Source organism: Burkholderia sp. 9777_1386 (genome assembly GCF_015712265.1).
GTDB classification, from domain to species: domain Bacteria; phylum Pseudomonadota; class Gammaproteobacteria; order Burkholderiales; family Burkholderiaceae; genus Burkholderia; species Burkholderia cenocepacia.
The window spans coordinates 131,151-149,091 of record NZ_JACCQB010000013.1; the positions used below are offsets into that span (position 1 = coordinate 131,151).

Consider the following 17,941-nt stretch of genomic DNA (forward strand, 5'->3'; position numbering starts at 1 on the left):
ATGCGAAGCCGCCAGTGTCTCAGAAAAAACCGGCGTCAACGCCACCGGTCGCCGTGCCCGTCGCGAAAGCGGCTCGGCGCCGCGCCGAGTTCGCGCGTGAAGAAGCGCGTGAACGCGCTCGTCGAACGGAAGCCGACGCGCACGCCGATCTCGCCGATCGGCAACCGCGTATTGAGCAGCAGGTCGCGCGCCTCGCCGAGCCGCGCCTGCGCGACGAGCGCATGGAAGCCGACGGCTTCGCGATGCAGCCGCCGGCGCAGCGTCCAGCGCGACATCGCGAAGCGCGTGCACACGTGCTGCATCAGCGTATCGGTCGGCACGTCGGCGTCGTCGGCGGTGCGCAGCCAGTCGCGCACGCATTGCTCGACCGACGAGCCGAACGTCGAGCGGGCGCGCACGCGCTCGCGCGCGGCATCGGCGGCATGGCGCTGGATGCCGGCCAGCGGTGCGTTGTAGCGCTCGAACGGCGTGTCGATGTGCGCGGAGCGCAGCACGATGCGGTTGTGCGCGGCATCGAACGAGACCGGCGCACCGAGCATGTCGCGCAGCGCGGCAACGGGCGCGAACGCGCGGCCGGCGAATTCGGCGTCGTCGATGCGCACCTGCGGGTCGTACAGGCGCGCGAGCGCGGCGAGGATCGCGAGGTTCGCGAACGCGCTGCCCGCGTGCCGGCCGTCTCCTTCGTTCACGTAGTCGATCGCGATCGCGTCGCCGTTCTCGTGCGCGAAGACCCAGTCGACGTTGCCGATCAGCTCGCGATAGCGCAGGTAGCCGTGCAACGCGTCGCGCAGCGTCGCCGCGTTGCAGGTGATGCCGGCGAGCTCCGGAAACGGCACGAGCCACGGCACGACCTCCGGCGGCGGGCGATGCCACGACAGCGGCCAGCCGCTCGTCAACTGCATCGCGGCCACGTGCCGGTCGCCCGCGATGCGGCGCGTGTCGTCGGCGAGTTCGGCCGGCCCGATGCCGAGCGTCTCGTAAAGCGGTGCGGGATCGATGCCGTTCGCACGCGCGTCTTCGCACAGCCAGCGGTAGATCCGGACCGATACCGATTTCTGTTGCAACTCCATGTCTGTCTCCCTGTCGTCATGCCGTTCGGGTTTGTCCCCGCTGCGAGAGGTCAACGCATGCTCCTGCCGGTCAAGCGTGGTGACCGGTTGATTTTTAGACTCGGACGCTGGAGTGAGGCGACAAGTACAACAGAACGATTCTGGAGGATCAATGAAAACTTCGCTGTTCCGGTGTTCGACGATTGCGTCCGCGTGCGCGCTCACGGTCCTGCTCGCGTCGTGCGGTGGCGACGACATCCATGCGCCGACCGACCCCGACGCGGCAGCCGACCAGCGCGCGGCCGCGCTCGTCGCGCAACTGACGACCGACGAGAAACTGCAACTCGTGCATGGCACCGGCATGCCCGCGCTCAGCCTGGGCGGCCCGTTTCCGGCCGACGCGCTGAACGGCGCGAGCTACATCCCGGGCGTGCCGCGGCTCGGCATTCCGGCCGTCAGCAGCGCCGATTCGGCAGGTGGCGTGAACGTGAAGAATGCGCGCGTGACCGCGCTGCCCGCGCCCGTCGCGCTCGCGGCGACGTGGGACCCGGCGCTCGCGGGCACCTACGGCACTCGCATCGCGCTCGAACTGCGCGCGCTCGGTTTCGCGGAAGGGCTCGGCGGCGGCGTGAACCTCGCGCGCGAGCCGCGCAACGGCCGCACCTTCGAATACATGGGCGAGGACCCGGTGCTCGCGGGCACGCTGAGCGCCGCGCGCACGCAGGCCACGCAGGCGCAGAAGGTGATCGCGACGATCAAGCATTTCGCGTTCAACGACCAGGAAACCAACCGGATGACGGTCGATTCGGTCGTCGACGAGCGGACCATGCGCGAGGCCGAACTCCTCGCGTTCGAGATCGGCGTGAAGGACGGCCAGCCGGGCAACGTGATGTGCGCGTACAACAAGCTGAACGGCGTGTATGCTTGCGAGAACCCGTATTTGCTGACGACGGTGCTGAAGAACGAGTGGGGCTTCAAGGGCGTCGTGCAGTCGGACTGGGGCGCGACGCATTCGACGGTCGCGGCCGTGCAGGCCGGGCTCGACGAGGAGCAGCCGGGCGCGGCCGACGACGGCAACGCGCCGCTCGGCTCGTATTTCAATTCGAAGCTGCGCGCGGCGCTGCAGGCCGGCAGCGTGTCGGTCGCGCGGCTGAACGACATGGTGCAGCGCAAGCTGCGCACGCTGATCCGCATCGGCGTGATGGATGCGCCGCCGAAGCCGGGCGGCGCGATCGACGAGGCTGCCGGCAATGCCGACGCGCTCGCGATCGCGCGGCAAGCGGCGGTGCTGCTGAAGAACGCGGCCGCGCCGGGTGACACGCAGCCGGTGCTGCCGCTGGCCGCCGGCACGCTCAAGTCGGTCGTCGTGATCGGCGGGCATGCGGACGCGGGCGTGCTGTCGGGCGGCGGCTCGGGTGCGGTGCCGGCGATCGACGGCAACGCGGTGACGACCTGCCAGCAACCGGCCGACACGCTGTTCGGCGGGTGCGCGACCTGGTACAAGTCCGCGCCGCTCGCGGCGATCCGCGCGAAGGCGCCGAATGCATCGGTCAGCTATCTCGACGGCACCGACGCGAACGCCGCGGCCAGCGCGGCCGCGCAGGCCGATGTCGCGATCGTGTTCGCCACGCAGTGGCAGACGGAGGGGCTCGACCTCGCGAGCCTGTCGCTGCCCGATGCGAAGGCGGACCCGTCCAACCAGCAATACGACCAGAACGCGCTGATCGCCGCGGTCGCCGCGAAGGCCAAGCGCGTGATCGTCGTGCTCGAGAACGGCAGCCCGGTGCTGATGCCGTGGCTCGCGAACGTGCACGGCGTGCTGGACGCGTGGTATCCGGGCGCGCAGGGCGGCCAGGCGATCGCCGACCTGCTGTTCGGCGACGCGAACCCGTCGGGCCGGCTGCCGCTGACGTTCCCGAAGCAGGAGGCCGACCTGCCGCAGCCGACGATCGATCCGTCGAACCTGCGGAACGTCTATGCGGAAGGGCTCGCGTACGGCTATCGCTGGTTCGACGCGAAGGCGATCGAGCCGCTGTTCCCGTTCGGCTACGGGCTGTCGTACACGACGTATGCGTTGTCGGCGATGTCCGCGCAGGCCGACGCAGCGGGCAACGTGACGGTCGGCGTGACGGTGACGAACACGGGCGCGCGCGCCGGTACGCAAACGGTGCAGATCTACGCGGCGCTGCCCGCGTCGCTCGGCGAGCCGCCGAAGCGGCTCGTCGGCTGGACCAAGGTCGCGCTGCAGCCGGGCGAGGCGCGCACGGTCAGCATCGCGGTGCCGGCGCAGCGCTTCGCGGTGTGGGATGCGAGCGCGCACGCATGGCGGATCGGCGCGGGCACGTATGGGCTGTCGGCGGCCGCGTCGTCGCGTGACCCGCAGGCGCTGTCGCAGACGGTGACGCTCGCCGCGCACTGAACCGGCGACGATCGTGCCGTATGCGGCGAGGCCATGCGTGGCTTCGCCGCATGCCGGCGCGCCGGATCGCGCTAGCCGGTGCTGCGCCGGAACGGATCGTGTTCGCGCAGTTCGTCGACGTATGCGTGGATATGCGCGGTCTCGCGTTCGAGAAAGCGCGCGACCGCGTCGGAAAACGCCGGATGCGCGAGCCAGTGCGCGGAATGCGTGACGGTCGGCAGGAAACCGCGCGCAAGCTTGTGCTCGCCCTGCGCGCCGCCCTCGAACGTGTCGAGCCCGGCCTCGATGCAGAATTCGAGCAACTGGTAATAGGCCGTTTCGAAATGCAGGCAGGGCACGTGCTCGATCGCGCCCCAGTAGCGTCCGTACAGCGTGCCGCCGCCGTGTTCGCCGCGCCGGTACACGGCAAGCGCGCTCGCGATCGGCTGGCCGTCGGCTTCCGCGATCACGAGCAGCAGGTTCTCGGGCATCGTCGCGCCGATCGTGCGGAAGAAGTCGAGGTTCAGGTACGGGCTCGAATAGTGCTCGCGGTAGGTCTGCCGGTAGCAGCGCGAGAAGAAGCGCCAGTCGGCATCGGTGATGCGGTCGCCGGTGAGCCGCCGGAAGGTCACGCCCGCGTCGTGCACCTTGCGCCGCTCCGCGCGGATGTTCTTGCGCTTCTTCTGCTCGAGCGTGCCGAGGAAATCATCGAAGTGCCGGTAGCCGTCGTTGAGCCAGTGGAATTGCACGCCCTCGCGCAGCATCATCCCCATCGATTCGAGCAGCCGCGCTTCGTCGCCGGTCGGGAACAGCACGTGCAACGACGACACGTCGCTCTGCTCGGCGAACGCGAGCAGCGTGGCCGCGAGCCGGCGGCGCGCGTCGTCGTCGGCCGCGAGCAGCCGCGTGCCCTGCACCGGCGTGAACGGCACCGCGCACAGCAGCTTCGGGTAATAGGGCAGGTCGTTGCGCTGGTACGCGTCGGCCCACGCCCAGTCGAACACGTATTCGCCGTACGAATGCTGTTTCGCGTAGACGGGCGCGGCGGCCGCGAGGCGGCCGGTGCCCGCGTCGGTCAGCGTGACGAAGTGCGGCGACCAGCCGGTGTCGTCCACCGCGCAGCGCGCGACGTGCAGCGCGTCGAGGAATTCGTGGCGCAGGAACGGCGTGGGCTGCGCGTCGCGCGCGAGCAGCGCGTTCCATTCGTCGGCCGGCACCTCGGCGGGGGACGACAGGATGCCCGTGCGATAATCGATGCGTTCGTGTTTCAAGCGTGAATCCGTACCGTTGGATGTTGCCGGATGCGGGCCGCCGTGGCCCGCGCCCGGATCGATTTCGTCAGCCGTTCAAGGCGCGCCGCCGGGTTGCGCCGCTCCCGCCATGAAGACCCGACTCGCTCTCGCCCAGATCAACGTCACCGTCGGCGATTTCGCCGGCAACGTCGCGCGGATCGTCGCGGCCGCACGCGCCGCGCACAACGATGGTGCGCAACTGATGGTCGCCCCCGAACTCGCGCTGTCCGGCTATCCGCCCGAAGACCTGCTGCTGCGGCCCGCGTTCTACGCGGCCGCCGCCGCCGCGCTCGACGCGCTCGCCGACGCGCTGAAGGCGTTCGACGGGCTCGCGGTGCTGGTCGGCCATCCGTTGCGCGGTGCGGGCAGCGGTGCGGGCAGCGGTCCGGGCGCGTCAGCCGTCGATGGTAATGCAAACCGCCCGATCGAGCGCGGCGTGCCGCCCACCGACACCTTCAACGCGGTGTCGCTGATCGTCGGCGGCGAGATCGTCGGCACCTACCGCAAGCAGGACCTGCCGAACGCCGAGGTGTTCGACGAGAAGCGCTACTTCGCGACCGACACCGAGCCGCTCGTGTTCGAGCTGAACGGCGTGAAATACGGCGTGATCATCTGCGAGGACGCGTGGCATGCGTCGGCCGCGCAGATCGCGAAGGCGGCCGGCGCGCAGGTGCTGCTGATCCCGAACGGCTCGCCGTATCACCTGAACAAGGAGGCGGTGCGCATCGACATCCTGCGCGCGCGGATTCGCGAGACCGGCTTGCCGATGGTGTACGTGAACCTCGTCGGCGGCCAGGACGAGCTCGTGTTCGACGGCGGGTCGTTCGTGCTCGACGGCGCGGGCGCGCTCGTCGCGAAGATGCCGCAGTTCGACGAAGGGCGCGCGATCGTCGAATTCGACGGCGCGCGGCCGCTGCCCGGCGCGATCGCGCCCGAGCTGTCGACGGACGCGCAGGTGTATCGCGCGCTGGTGACCGGTGTGCGCGACTACATCGGCAAGAACGGTTTTCCCGGCGTGCTGATCGGGCTGTCGGGCGGCGTCGATTCGGCGCTGGTGCTGGCCGTCGCATGCGATGCGCTCGGGCCCGAGCGCGTGCGCGCGGTGATGATGCCGTCGCGCTTCACGGCCGACATCTCGACGACGGACGCGGCGGAGATGGCGCGGCGCGTCGGCGTGCGCTACGACGAGATCGCGATCGCGCCGATGTTCGATGCGTTCCGCGCCGCGCTCGCCGGCGAATTCGCGGGCCGCGCGGAAGACGCGACGGAGGAGAACATCCAGGCGCGCATTCGCGGCACGCTGCTGATGGCGCTGTCGAACAAGTTCGGCTCGATCGTGCTGACGACCGGCAACAAGAGCGAGATGGCGGTCGGCTACTGCACGCTGTACGGCGACATGGCCGGCGGTTTCGCGGTGATCAAGGACATCGCGAAGACGCTCGTGTACCGGCTGTGCCGCTATCGCAACGCAACGGCCGACTACGGGCTGCGCGACGTGATTCCCGAGCGGATCCTGACGCGCGCGCCGTCGGCCGAGCTGCGCGAGAACCAGACCGACCAGGACAGCCTGCCGCCGTACGACGTGCTCGACGCGATCATGCGGATGTACATGGAAGAAGACCGGTCGCTCGCCGAGATCGTCGCGGCCGGTTACGCGCAGGCCGACGTCGAGCGTGTGACGCGGCTCATCAAGATCAACGAATACAAGCGCCGCCAGGCGCCGGTCGGCATCCGCGTCACGCATCGCGCATTCGGGCGCGACTGGCGCTACCCGATCACGTCACGCTTCACCGAACGGCTCGATTGAGCGGTGCTGGGCCGGATGCGGCCCGCCGGCTTACAATCGGGATCGCGATTTTTCATCCAAACGAGCATTGAGGGACAACCATCATGAAACGCATCACCGCCATCATCAAGCCGTTCAAGCTGGACGAAGTCCGCGAAGCGCTCGCCGAAGTGGGTCTCACGGGCCTGACCGTGACGGAAGTGAAGGGCTTCGGCCGCCAGAAGGGCCATACCGAGCTGTATCGCGGCGCCGAATACGTCGTCGACTTCCTGCCGAAGATGAAGATCGAGGTGGTCGTCGCGGAAGCGCAGGTCGATCAGGTGATCGACGCGGTGATCGGTGCGGCGCGCACCGGCAAGATCGGCGACGGCAAGATCTTCGTGTCGGACGTCGAGCGCGTGATCCGCATTCGCACCGGCGAAGAGAACGAAGCGGCCGTCTGAGCGCCGCATTCGTCGATTGGCGCGGCAGGCTCGAGCCGGCCCGCCAAGAAAAAACGGTGCGGATACCCGTCTGGGTACCGCACCGATACGCGCCTCTCGCAGCAGCGTGGAAAGTGTTGTCGAATCGTTCTTTGACGGCGCCTGATCAGAACAGGTGCTGGATACCGGCGTAGACGCCGGTCTGGCTGCCGCCCGGATGCGGGTTGCCGGTCGACACGGCCGTACCGGCGCCGTTCGCGTTCAGGCCGAAGTTGGCCGTCGAGCTGTTGCGCACCGTCGCGACCTGGACGTCGAACAGCGTGCGCTTCGAGATGTTGTACGAGCCGCCGACCGTGTAGATGTTCGCGTTGCCGCCGCCATGGTTCGCGTTCACGTGATACACGGCTGCGATCAGCGCGGCCGCCGGCGTTGCCTGCCACGTCACGCCGCCCCAGACCTGTTGCGTACCCGTCACGCCGGCGTTCACTGCGGGGCCGCCGCTGCCGTCGGCGCGCGATGCCTGGTAGGCCGCCTGGACCTTGAACTGGCCGAGGAACACGTTCACGCCCGCGAAGTATTCACGCGAGTAGTTGAATACGTCCGAGAAGCGGCCGTTGCTGTCGCGCGTTTCGTCATAGATACCGCGCAACTGGAACAGCGAATTCGTGTAGGTAACCTGACCGCCCATTGCACGGCCCGGTTGGCCGGCCGTCGTGTTGCCGTTGAAGCTGGTCGAGTTCGAGAACGAGAACTGGCCGTAGAAGTCGAGGCCGTACAGCGACGGCGACTGGTACGACACGTTGTTGCTGGTCTTGTTCCAGTTGCGGCCGCGCACCAGCGAGGCCGTCGACCAGGCCGACTGGCCGAACGGGTCGAAGTCCCACACGCCGTTGGCGATCGCGAGCTCGCGACCCAACAGCAGCGTACCGTAGCGGTCGTTCGAGATACCGACGGTCGCGAAACGATCCCAGATCGAGCCGCTGAAGCCGCCGTTCATCGTGTTGAACGCACCTTCGAGGTGGAACAGGATCTTGTTGCCGCCGCCGATGTCTTCGCTGCCCTTCAAGCCCCACAGGCTCGTGCCCCAGTCGCCGCTTTCCGCGCGCACTTGGTGGCCGTTTTGCAGGCCGTTCAGGTACTCAAGGCCTGCGTCCAGGCGGCCATACAGCGTGACGCTGCTCTGTGCGTGCGCCGTCACCACCCCAGCAGCCATCAGCGCGGCCGCGACCAAAGCTTTCTTCATCGTCTCCTCCATACCCTGTCAAAAAGTCAACCCAGAACTGCACGAGATGCCCGGCGCGGCACGCACCGGGCAAAAGCGGGATAACCAGGGAGACCTCGTGCAGGGCCGGTAAGCGCGGCACGCGGGCAAGCGGACGGAAAACCCGTTGAGCGGTCCCGCGCAGCCGGGTCGGCCTGCGGTCTCCTTGTAGTGTCGTGAAGCTAAACTACATTTCACGAACTTCGTTTTGCTACTTTGGTTACTAATTTAGCAAAAATACAATTTTGTGGCGATGGAAATCGTTGTTTGACTAACCGCTGTCGCCAAATTGCCATGCAACACGGTGCGCGACAGCGGACCCAAGGGTTCCCGATTACCGGAAAACCCTTGTGCCACAAGGGAGACATGGATTCCGCGGGCGTGGGTCAAGGATTGCCACTATTGACGTTCCAAAGGCGCCGGCGTAAGCGCGAAAGTCGCGAAATTGGTAAGTATTTCGTAATGATTCGGGCGATTGCCGCCAGCGCCGATCGACGCTGGCGATGCCCGTCCCGCCACGCGCCGCGCTTAGTCGGGGCTCGGCCGCGCGTCGAGCAACTGCGCGCGAATCCAGCGGTGCGCATCGGTGCGCGCATGCTTCGCGTGCGAGTAGATTTTCACCGTGTAGCGCGGGATCTCGAATGGTGCGGGGAAGATGCGGATCGGCGCTGCATGCCGCAGCGCCTGCGCGGCGCGGTTCGGCACGGTCATCAGGAGTGCCGACTCCGCGATCACGAACGGCGCGGCTAGCACGGTCGGCAACTGCACGGCCACGTGCCGTGCGAGGCCGAGCCGGTCGAGCACGTAGTCGACCACGCCGCGCGACTCGTTCCACGGCGTGACGACGACGTGGCGGGCCGCCAGATACTGGTCGAGCGTCAGCCGCCGGCGGATCTCCGGATGCGCGGCGCTCGCGATCACGACGTAGTCGTCGGAAAACCAGTCGAAATCCTCGATGCCGGGCGCGTCGGCGGCCGTTTCCTCGTGGTAGCCGAGCGCGAAGTCGATGCGGCCGGCCGCGAGCGCGTCGACGGAAATCTTGCGGTCCGAATGCACGACGCGGATCCGCAGGCGCGGCGCGACGTGCTGGATGCGGGCCAGGAACGCCGGCAGTACCGCGAACGCGGTGTAGTCGGTCGCGGCGAACACGAACGTCCGGTCGCTTTGCGCGGGATCGAAGCGGCGTGCGCGGGCGAGCCCCTTCGACATCGCGTCGAGCGCGTCGCCGGCCCACGTGGCGATGTCGTCGGCGCGCACGGTCGGCTGCATCTCGTTGCCGAGGCGCACGAACAGCGCATCGCCGATCGCGTCGCGCAGCCGTGCGAGCGCGTGGCTCAACGCCGACGGGCTCAACGCGAGCTCGTGCGCGGCCGCCGCGACCGACCGGTGGCGATACAGCGCGTCGAATACGAGCAGCAGGTTCAGGTCGAGGCGGCGCAGATCGGGATGCATCATGTTCAGGTCTGGATGAAGAAACTGCACTTCCTGCAGGCAGGACGTGAACGTAGCATGCTGGTTCGAACGGCGCCAGCGCGGGTGCGCGGCGCCGCTTTCCCTTTTCATATCCGGGCCGGAGGAGGGCTCAACCCGTGCAAATCGATATCCGTTCCGCCACCGTCGCCGACGTGCCGCTGATCCTGCGCTTCATCACCGAACTGGCCGTCTACGAGAAGGCCGAGCACGAAGTCGTCGCGACGCCCGCATCGCTCGAACGCAGCCTGTTCGGCGAAGGCTCGCCGGCGCGTGCGCTGATGTGCGAGGTCGATGGGGAGCCGGCCGGCTTCGCCGTGTATTTCTTCTCGTATTCGACGTGGCTCGCGCGGCAGGGGTTGTATCTGGAGGACCTGTACGTGTCGCCCCGTTTTCGCGGCGCCGGCGCGGGGCTGCGGCTGCTGAAGGCGCTCGCGCGGATCGCGGTCGAGTCGGGCTGCGGGCGTTTCGAATGGAGCGTGCTCGACTGGAACGAGCCGGCGATCCGCTTCTACGAGCGCGTCGGCGCGGCGCCGCAGAGCGAATGGGTGCGTTACCGGCTGGCGGGCGACGCACTGCGCGCGTTTGCCGACGGCACGCCGGTGAGCGCCGCGTAAACGCGAAACGGGCGCCGCGCGGCGAACCGCGAGGCGCCCGTTCGGGCGTCGTGCGTGACGGACGCGTTACTTGAGGCTGCCTGACAGGAACCCGCGCAGGCGCTCGCTCTTCGGATTGGCGAACACCTCGGCCGGCACGCCTTCTTCCTCGACGCGGCCCTGGTGCAGGAACATCACGTGATTCGACACGTTGCGCGCGAAGCCCATCTCGTGCGTGACGACGATCATCGTGCGGCCTTCCTCGGCCAGCTTCTGCATCACCTTCAGCACTTCGCCGACGAGCTCCGGATCGAGCGCGGACGTCGGTTCGTCGAACAGCATCACGTCCGGATGCATCGCGAGCGCACGCGCGATCGCCACGCGCTGCTGCTGGCCGCCCGACAGATGCGACGGATACTGCTTCTCGACGCGCGGCGCGAGGCCGACCTTCTCGAGATACTCGCGCGCGCGGTCTTCCGCTTCCTTCTTCGGAATGCCGAGCACGTTCACCGGGGCTTCCATCACGTTCTCGATCACGTTCATGTGCGACCAGAGATTGAAGTGCTGGAACACCATCGACAGCTTGGTGCGCACGCGCTGCAGTTGCTTCGAGTCGGCCGCGCGCAGCGCGCCCGTCTTGTCGAGCGCGGTGCGTACTTCCTCGCCGTCGACGAAGATGCGGCCCGCGTTCGGTTGCTCGAGGAAGTTGATACAGCGCAGCATCGTGCTCTTGCCGGAGCCGGACGAGCCGATCACGCTGATCACGTCGCCCGAGTTCGCCTTCAGCGACACGCCTTTGAGCACCTCGTTGTCGCCGTACCGCTTGTGGAGATCGTCGACGAAAAGCTTCTGGGTCTGGGAATTCATCAATAGTCCTGCGAAAACTTACTTGCCTTGCGGGCGCAGATACGCGAGCCAGCGGCGCTCGGCCTGGCGGAACAGCCACACGAGCGTGAACGAGATCACGAGGTAGAGCAGGGCGGCGATGCCGAACGCGTGGAACGACATGTAGGTCGCCGAGTTCACGTCGCGCGCGATCTTCAGGATGTCCGGCACGGTCGCGGTGAAGGCCACCGTCGTCGCGTGCAGCATCAGGATCACTTCGTTGCTGTAGAGCGGCAGCGCGCGGCGCAGCGCCGACGGCAGGATCACGCGGCGATACATCGTGAACGTGGACATTCCGTATGCGCGCGCGGCTTCGATCTCGCCGTACGACGTCGCCTTGATGGCGCCCGCGAAGATTTCGGTGGTGTACGCGCAGGTGTTCAGCGTGAATGCGAGCAGCGTGCAGTGCATCCCGTCGCGGAAGAACGCGTCGAGCATCGGCGTGCCGCGCACGGCCTGCAGGCTGTAGAGGCCTGTGTAGCAGAGCAGCAATTGCACGTAGAGCGGCGTGCCGCGGAACACGTACGTGTACAGCCACACCGCGCCCGACAGCCACTTCCGCTTCGACACGCGCGCGACGGCGAGCGGCACCGACAGGCAGAAGCCGAGGCCGATCGACACGACCAGCAGCCACAGCGTGATCGCGACACCGGTGATGCGATAACCGTCGGTGTAGAGATAGTTGCGCCAGTATTCTTGGATGAGTTCGATCATAGGTCAGCCTTGCGGACACCGGTCGAGTAGCGCTTTTCGAGCCACATCAGCACGAAGTTCGAGATCGTCGTGATGGCGAGGTAGACCGCTCCCGCGATCAGCGTGAAGAAGAAGAACCGCAGCGTGCCCTTGCCGGCGTCCTGCGACGCCTTCACGACGTCCGCCAGGCCGATGATCGACACGAGTGCGGTCGACTTCACGAGCACCTGCCAGTTGTTGCCGATGCCCGGCAGCGCGAAGCGCATCATCTGCGGGAACATGATCCGCGTGAACACCTGCCAGTTCGTCATCCCGTACGCGCTGCCGGCCTCGAGCTGGCCGCGCGGCACGGACAGGAATGCGCCGCGGAACGTCTCGGTGAAGTACGCGCCGTAGATGAAGCCGAGCACGAGCACGCCGGCGAGGAACGGGTCGATGTCGATCTGGTCCCAACCGAGTGCATCGGTCGCCATGTTCAGCCAGATCTGCAGGCTGTAGAACAGCAGCAGCATCAGCACCAGATCGGGGACGCCCCGGATCAGCGTCGTGTAGATGGTGCCGACGCCGTTCGTCACGCGGTTGCGCGACAGCTTCGCGCCGGCGCCGAGCAGCCCCAGCAGGAACGACAGCGCAAGCGAAAGCACCGCCAGCTTGACGGTTTGCCAGGTGCCAGCGAGGATCAGCGGGCCGTAACCTTGTAGAAACATATGTGGTCCCTGGTGTGGTCCCTGAGGGCGCACGCAGTGCGCCGCGAAAGACGCGCCCGCCAAGCTGCGCGGAACGCCCCGTACGTATCATGACCGTCCGCCCCGGCAACGGTGCCGGGCCTGCCCGTCGCGCGAGCGGCGGGCAAGGGGGCGGGCGGCGCGTGGTTGACTGCCTGTACTGCGCGGCCGCGGGGCCGCCCCCGCATCCGCTGCTTCTCGTCGTCGGCGTTCAGCGGGCCGGCGCCGAATAGACGCTGAACGAGAAGTACTTGTGCGACAGCCGGTCGTACGTGCCGTCCTTGTGCATGTCGGCCAGCGCCCGGTTGATCTTGAGCTTCAGATCGGTGTCTTCCTTGCGCAGGCCGATCGCGGTGCCGTCGCCGATCGTCTTCGGATCCTTCACTTCCGGGCCGGCGAACGCGAAACCCTTGCCGCGCGGCGTGCGCAGGAAGCCGTAGTCGGCCTGCAACTCGTCCTGCAGCGTCGCGTCGAGGCGCCCCGAGCCGAGATCGGCATAGACCTGGTCCTGGTTCTGGTAAGGAATGATCGTCACGCCCTTCGGTTCCCAGTACGCTTTCGCGAAGGTCTCCTGCGTCGAGCCCTGCTCGACGCCGACGCGCTTGCCTTTCAGCGACGCGACCGTCGGCAGCAGCGGCGAGCCGGTCTTCGCGATCATCCGCGCGGGCGCGTCGTACACCTTGTCGGAGAAGTCGATCTGTTCGCGGCGCTTGTCCGTGACGGTCAGCGACGACACGATGACGTCGTACTTCTTCGCCTTCAGCGCCGGAATGATCCCGTCGAGATCCTGCGCCACCCACACGCATTTCACGTTGATCCGCTTGCAGATTTCCTTGGTGAGATCCACGTCGAAACCGACGATCTCGCCGCTCGGTGCGGTCGACTCGAACGGCGGGTAGCTGGCATCGACGCCGATCCGCACGGTCTTCCACTCCTTCGCGAAGGCGCTGCCCGCCACGAGGGCGAGGGCGGCGCACAGGGCGGCCTTCTTCATTTCCATCCTTCTGTTGCTGACTTTCCGGGGGCGCTCGCGGCCGGTCGGACCGGGCGCCGCGGCGTATTCTAGACGGCCAAAAATCGCCGATCGGCGCTCTGGCGCTGGCGGCCGCCGGAACGGCGAACGCCAAAAGGGCGGTATTTTACCCGAACGCGATATCCGGAAAACGGCAATCCGGCGCGATCGACCGATTCCTCGATTCGGCTGTTGCGGCAATCGTGGTATTCGCAACGAATATTTTGGCAATTGTTTGCGCGGGTGCAACGATGCGGTGCGCCGGCGGCGGATTGTGGCGCTTTCGGTCTCCCCCTACAGTGGAGGTAAACCCGAACAGAACATCTGCGCCCCCGAGCGTCCTCCCCAATGTTCCAGATCCTGCGCGCCGAAGACCGCTGCCGCACGCGCCACGGCTGGCTCGAATCGAGTCACAGCTTTTCGTCCGCCTGCCACACCGAGCATGCGCCGGTACGTCCGCCCATTGGCGCGCTGTGCGTGTTGAGCGAGGACCTGATCGCACCGACGCGCGGCTTCGGGATGCAGCCGCGCCGCGACGTGGAGATCGTCACGTACGTGCTGGATGGCGCGCTCGCGCATCGCGACAGCCTCGGCTGCGGCGCGATCGTCCGGCCCGGCGGCATCCAGCGGATGAGCGCCGGCACGGGGCTCCAGCACAGCGAAACCAACGCATCGCGCGACCGGCCGCTGCATCTGCTGCAGATCTGGCTGCAGCCGGCCGAGCCGGGCGGGCGGCCCGGCTACGAGGAACGGCGCTTCGCCGACGACGAGAAGCGCGGCCGGCTCAGGCTTGTCGCGGCGCCCGACGGCGGCGACGGCGCGCTGTCGATGCGGGCCGACGCCCGCATCTTCGCGGGGCTGATCGACGGCGACGAGACGGCGGCGTTCGACGTGCCGGCCGGGCGCAGCGTCTATGTGCACGTGGCGCGCGGCGAGGTCGAGGTCAACGGCCGCGCGCTGGCCGCTGGCGACGGCGCGCGGATCGGCGGCGTGGACGCGGTGGCGTTCGCGCGCGGCCGGACCGCCGAGGTGCTGCTGTTCGACGTCGCCTGAAATGAAAAAGGGGACGCAGGCCGGTGCCTGCGTCCCCGTTCGAGGCCGCTGCGTGAGCGGCCCGCCGGCTTACTGCGCCGGCGCCGATGCGCCCTTGGCGGCCGCGCGGTGCTGTTCCCAGCGCTCCTTCATCTTCTCGTGGCGCTGTTCCATCTTCGCGAACTGCTGCTTGAGCGCCGTGCTGACCATCGTCTTCTGCGAGTCGTTCAGCCCGTTGTAGAACGTGAGCCACGCGGCGGACGTCTGCTCGCGCAGTTGCGCGTTCTGCGCCTCCGCCTGCTGGCGTGCCGAGTGCATCGCGCTCAGGTCGAGGATCGGCTGGTTCTGCTGTGCCTTGAACTGCTCGCGCATCTGCTCGTGGCTCTTGCGCATCGCGTCACGGTTCTGCTTCATCGTGTTGACGGCCGCCTGCCACTGCTGTTCCTGCGACGCGTTGAGCTTCAGCTGGTCGTGCAGTTTCATGATCGCGCCGAACGGGCCGCCTTCGTGCCCGCCGTGCATCCGGTGCATGCCGGGGCCGCCCGGCGGCGGCATGTCGTCGGGCGGCGCGGCATGCGCGGTGCCGAATGCGAGAGCGAGCACGGTGGCGGCCGCGATGGCCACGCGGGAAGTCTTCTTATACATTTCAGAAACTCCTTGTATCCAAAGGGTCCGGCGATGCGGCGCCGGGAAAGTCGGGTGCCGCATCCGGTAAGACGCAGGTTAGCGATGCAGGCCCCGGCGGGTGTTACGCGGGGTGGCGGCCCGGTTACCGAGCATTACAGTTCCCTTGCGCGGTAACCCGCAGTAACCCTTTCGTCCCTTTGTTTCGTTCTTCGACTCCGCCCTCGCGCGGTAAACTTCGAGCCATGACTACCCAGATCCTCATCGTCGACGACGACCAAGAACTCCGAGACCTGCTGCGCGACTATCTCGTGCGCCAGGGGATGGAAGTGTCCGTGCTGCACGACGCGGCGACGCTCGAGAAGCGCCTCGAGCGCGAGCGGCCCGACCTGATCGTGCTGGACCTGATGATGCCGGGCGTGGACGGCCTGACCGCGCTGCGCCAGTTGCGCGCGGCCGGCGACGACATCCCCGTGATCATGCTGACCGCGCGGGCGGACGACGTCGACCGCATCGTCGGGCTCGAGCTCGGTGCGGACGACTACCTCGGCAAGCCGTTCAACCCGCGCGAGTTGCTCGCGCGCGTGCAGGCCGTGCTGCGCCGCCGCCGCGCGACGCCGTCGGCGGCCGCGCCCGAGCAGCGCGAGCCGTTCGCGTTCGGCCGCTTCCTGCTCGACTTCCAGGCGCGCACGCTGTCGGTCGACGGCAAGCCGGCCACGCTGTCGAGCAGCGAATTCGCGCTGCTGAAGATCTTCGTGAACCATGCGCTGCGCACGCTCACGCGCGAGCGGCTGCTCGAGCTGCTGCACGGGCCCGAGTACGACGGCACCGACCGCGGCATCGACGTCCAGGTGTGGCGCCTGCGCCGCATCCTCGAAACGGATCCGTCGACGCCGCGCTTCATCCAGACGGTCCGCGGGCGCGGCTACGTGTTCGTGCCCGACGGCGAGGCTCATGCGCAAACCCATTGATTCGCTGTTCGGGCGGCTGGCGCTGCTCGTCGTCGGTGTCCTGCTCCTGTCGCACTTCGCGTGGTTCTTCGCGATGCGGCTCGAGCGCAACCAGATGCAGACGCGTTACGCGGTCGAGGAGGCCGCGTTCCTCGTCGATGCGGTGCGCCAGCACGTCGAGCGCACGCCCGACCAGCCGTTGCCGTCGCGCGTGCGGCTCGTGGCGCCCGACAGCCCCGATGTGCCGAAGGGCGGCGATTCGGGGTTGCCGCCGCCGCTGAAGCGGTTCCGCGACGACGTGAGCGAGCGCATGCCGCCCGGCACGCAGGTCGAGATCGGTACGCCCGGCCATCCGCCGGTGCTGTGGGTGAAGGAGCCGGCCGACCGCAACTGGATCGTGGTGCCGGTGCAGCCGCTGCGGCCGCCGCGCTCGCTCGACCGGATGCTGCTGTGGCTCGGCACGATCTTCTCGGCCGGCGTGATCGCCGCGCTGTTCGCGGCCTGGCAGTTGCAGCAGCCGCTGCGCTCGCTCGCACGTGCGGTCGCGCGTTTCGGCCGCGGGCAGCCGGTGCCGCCGCTGCGCGAACGCGGCCCGCGCGAGCTGCGCCAGCTCACGCACGGCTTCAACCAGATGGTGGAACAGGTGTCGCAGGCCGAAAGCGATCGCGCGGTGATGCTGGCCGGCGTCGCGCACGACCTGCGCACGCCGCTTGCGCGGATGCGCCTGCGCGCGGAAATGATGGACGACGCACGGCTGCGCGACGGCGTCGTGCGCGACGTCGACTCGATGTCGCACATCGTCGACCAGTTCCTGGTGTTTGCGCATGGCGGCGCCGACCGCAGCGAGCCGGTGCCGGTCGACCAGGCGTGCGAGCGGATCGCGCGCAGCTATCGTGCGGTCGCGCCGAACGCGCCGGCGGTCCAGACGCGGCTGGAGGCCGATCCCGGCTTCCGGCTGCCGACGGCGACGCTCGACCGGATCCTGTCGAACCTGCTGGACAACGCGCATGCGTACGGCGCGCCGCCGGTGGTCGTCGAGACGGCCCGCACGCCGACGGGCTACGTGTTGTCGGTCAGCGACAGCGGTGGCGGCATCGCACCGCGCGACCTCGCGGCCGCCACGCGGCCGTTCGTGCGGCTCGACCCGGCACGCGGCGGGAACGGCCACAGCGGGCTCGGGCTCGCGATCGTCGAGCGGCTGGTGCTCAGGCTGGGGGGCGCGTGCGACATCGGCAATCGCCCCGAAGGTGGCCTGCGGGTATCGATGACGTTTCCGTTCGAGGCCGTGCCGAAGGACGAACCCCACGCCGAGGCCGCCTGAGCGGCCGCGGCGCCCGCCCGGCCGGGCAGGCGCCGCGCGGCGTCATTCGCCGAACAGCGTGCCGAGCGTCTCGGCCGCGTTGCTGTCGATCGTGTTGTAGGTCACCGTGGTGGCCTCGAAGATATAGACGGTCGTATACCGGCCGAGGCGCTCCAGGATTTCCTCCTGCAGCGATTCCGGCACGACGTTCATGTTCAGGTACCACGCCGTAGACGACAGCCGCGTCTGGAACGACCCGTACTCCTGCATGAGTTCATAGAACGCGTCGGCATCCTGATCGCGACAGACGATCACCAAGGGAAACGCTGATTTATTCGGCTCGGCGGTCATCGCAGACGTAGCCGAGGACGTTTAGAAGACAGCTCACGGAACGGACCCACGACGATGAAGAGGCAGATCGGCTTCGCGGAAGCGGAAATTGCAGG

General features: G+C 67.9%; 17 protein-coding genes. 7 read left to right on the forward strand and 10 right to left on the reverse strand.

What is annotated here, in order from left to right:
• Window positions 1-35 precede the first annotated feature (35 nt).
• The gene (locus H0X91_RS13305; RefSeq protein ID WP_006497160.1) at window positions 36-1,070 is read right to left on the reverse strand and encodes a helix-turn-helix transcriptional regulator; all 1,035 of its coding nucleotides are present in this window, start codon (window positions 1,068-1,070) and stop codon (window positions 36-38) included.
• Between the two features lie 151 nt (window positions 1,071-1,221).
• On the opposite strand from H0X91_RS13305, the gene H0X91_RS13310 reads away from it, so the two are divergent.
• Complete coding sequence (locus tag H0X91_RS13310; protein ID WP_048985781.1) at window positions 1,222-3,468, forward strand: glycoside hydrolase family 3 C-terminal domain-containing protein; 2,247 nt, start codon at window positions 1,222-1,224, stop codon at window positions 3,466-3,468.
• 71 nt (window positions 3,469-3,539) lie between these two features.
• Here H0X91_RS13310 and H0X91_RS13315 read toward each other — a convergent pair whose 3' ends face one another.
• Window positions 3,540-4,718, reverse strand: a complete 1,179-nt coding sequence (locus tag H0X91_RS13315; protein ID WP_006489664.1) for a GNAT family N-acetyltransferase — start codon at window positions 4,716-4,718, stop codon at window positions 3,540-3,542.
• A 109-nt stretch (window positions 4,719-4,827) separates the two neighbouring features.
• Between H0X91_RS13315 and H0X91_RS13320 the strand changes: the two genes are divergently transcribed.
• Both H0X91_RS13320 and H0X91_RS13325 read left to right on the forward strand, forming a co-directional pair.
• Complete coding sequence (locus H0X91_RS13320; RefSeq protein ID WP_196433086.1) at window positions 4,828-6,546, forward strand: NAD+ synthase; 1,719 nt, start codon at window positions 4,828-4,830, stop codon at window positions 6,544-6,546.
• A gap of 83 nt (window positions 6,547-6,629) precedes the next feature.
• A complete protein-coding gene (locus H0X91_RS13325; protein WP_006398637.1) occupies window positions 6,630-6,968 on the forward strand; it encodes a P-II family nitrogen regulator in 339 nt (112 codons plus the stop codon).
• Window positions 6,969-7,113: 145 nt separating this feature from the next.
• Here H0X91_RS13325 and H0X91_RS13330 read toward each other — a convergent pair whose 3' ends face one another.
• Entirely contained in the window at window positions 7,114-8,190 is a 1,077-nt protein-coding gene (locus H0X91_RS13330; protein ID WP_006491862.1) for a porin, read from the reverse strand.
• A gap of 546 nt (window positions 8,191-8,736) precedes the next feature.
• Window positions 8,737-9,663: a LysR family transcriptional regulator gene (locus H0X91_RS13335; protein WP_012492810.1), complete on the reverse strand. Its 927-nt coding sequence runs from the start codon at window positions 9,661-9,663 to the stop codon at window positions 8,737-8,739.
• A gap of 134 nt (window positions 9,664-9,797) precedes the next feature.
• On the opposite strand from H0X91_RS13335, the gene H0X91_RS13340 reads away from it, so the two are divergent.
• Window positions 9,798-10,295 (forward strand): GNAT family N-acetyltransferase, encoded by a 498-nt coding sequence (locus H0X91_RS13340; protein WP_006489651.1) that lies wholly within the window; start codon window positions 9,798-9,800, stop codon window positions 10,293-10,295.
• Window positions 10,296-10,361: 66 nt separating this feature from the next.
• Here the strand turns inward: H0X91_RS13340 and H0X91_RS13345 are convergent, their stop codons facing one another.
• The 4 genes from H0X91_RS13345 to H0X91_RS13360 form a co-directional block, all read right to left on the reverse strand.
• Window positions 10,362-11,141, reverse strand: coding sequence for an ABC transporter ATP-binding protein (locus tag H0X91_RS13345; protein WP_006489654.1), 780 nt, complete (start codon window positions 11,139-11,141; stop codon window positions 10,362-10,364).
• An 18-nt stretch (window positions 11,142-11,159) separates the two neighbouring features.
• A complete protein-coding gene (locus H0X91_RS13350; RefSeq protein ID WP_006489646.1) occupies window positions 11,160-11,873 on the reverse strand; it encodes an ABC transporter permease in 714 nt (237 codons plus the stop codon).
• A complete protein-coding gene (locus H0X91_RS13355) occupies window positions 11,870-12,559 on the reverse strand; it encodes an ABC transporter permease (RefSeq protein WP_034201477.1) in 690 nt (229 codons plus the stop codon). The genes H0X91_RS13350 and H0X91_RS13355 overlap by 4 nt, the downstream gene beginning before the upstream one ends.
• 229 nt (window positions 12,560-12,788) lie before the next feature.
• Window positions 12,789-13,571 (reverse strand): ABC transporter substrate-binding protein, encoded by a 783-nt coding sequence (locus tag H0X91_RS13360; RefSeq protein WP_139349435.1) that lies wholly within the window; start codon window positions 13,569-13,571, stop codon window positions 12,789-12,791.
• Window positions 13,572-13,937: 366 nt separating this feature from the next.
• Between H0X91_RS13360 and H0X91_RS13365 the strand changes: the two genes are divergently transcribed.
• Window positions 13,938-14,642, forward strand: coding sequence for a pirin family protein (locus H0X91_RS13365; RefSeq protein ID WP_006497153.1), 705 nt, complete (start codon window positions 13,938-13,940; stop codon window positions 14,640-14,642).
• A 69-nt stretch (window positions 14,643-14,711) separates the two neighbouring features.
• Here H0X91_RS13365 and H0X91_RS13370 read toward each other — a convergent pair whose 3' ends face one another.
• On the reverse strand, window positions 14,712-15,266 hold the full coding sequence (locus H0X91_RS13370) for a periplasmic heavy metal sensor (protein WP_006497152.1): 555 nt from the start codon (window positions 15,264-15,266) through the stop codon (window positions 14,712-14,714).
• A 224-nt stretch (window positions 15,267-15,490) separates the two neighbouring features.
• Between H0X91_RS13370 and H0X91_RS13375 the strand changes: the two genes are divergently transcribed.
• Both H0X91_RS13375 and H0X91_RS13380 read left to right on the forward strand, forming a co-directional pair.
• Complete coding sequence (locus H0X91_RS13375) at window positions 15,491-16,216, forward strand: response regulator (RefSeq protein WP_006493394.1); 726 nt, start codon at window positions 15,491-15,493, stop codon at window positions 16,214-16,216.
• A complete protein-coding gene (locus H0X91_RS13380; RefSeq protein ID WP_058901692.1) occupies window positions 16,200-17,516 on the forward strand; it encodes an ATP-binding protein in 1,317 nt (438 codons plus the stop codon). The genes H0X91_RS13375 and H0X91_RS13380 overlap by 17 nt, the downstream gene beginning before the upstream one ends.
• Window positions 17,517-17,558: 42 nt before the next feature.
• Here H0X91_RS13380 and H0X91_RS13385 read toward each other — a convergent pair whose 3' ends face one another.
• Window positions 17,559-17,765 (reverse strand): hypothetical protein, encoded by a 207-nt coding sequence (locus tag H0X91_RS13385; RefSeq protein WP_053526199.1) that lies wholly within the window; start codon window positions 17,763-17,765, stop codon window positions 17,559-17,561.
• Window positions 17,766-17,941: the final 176 nt, after the last annotated feature.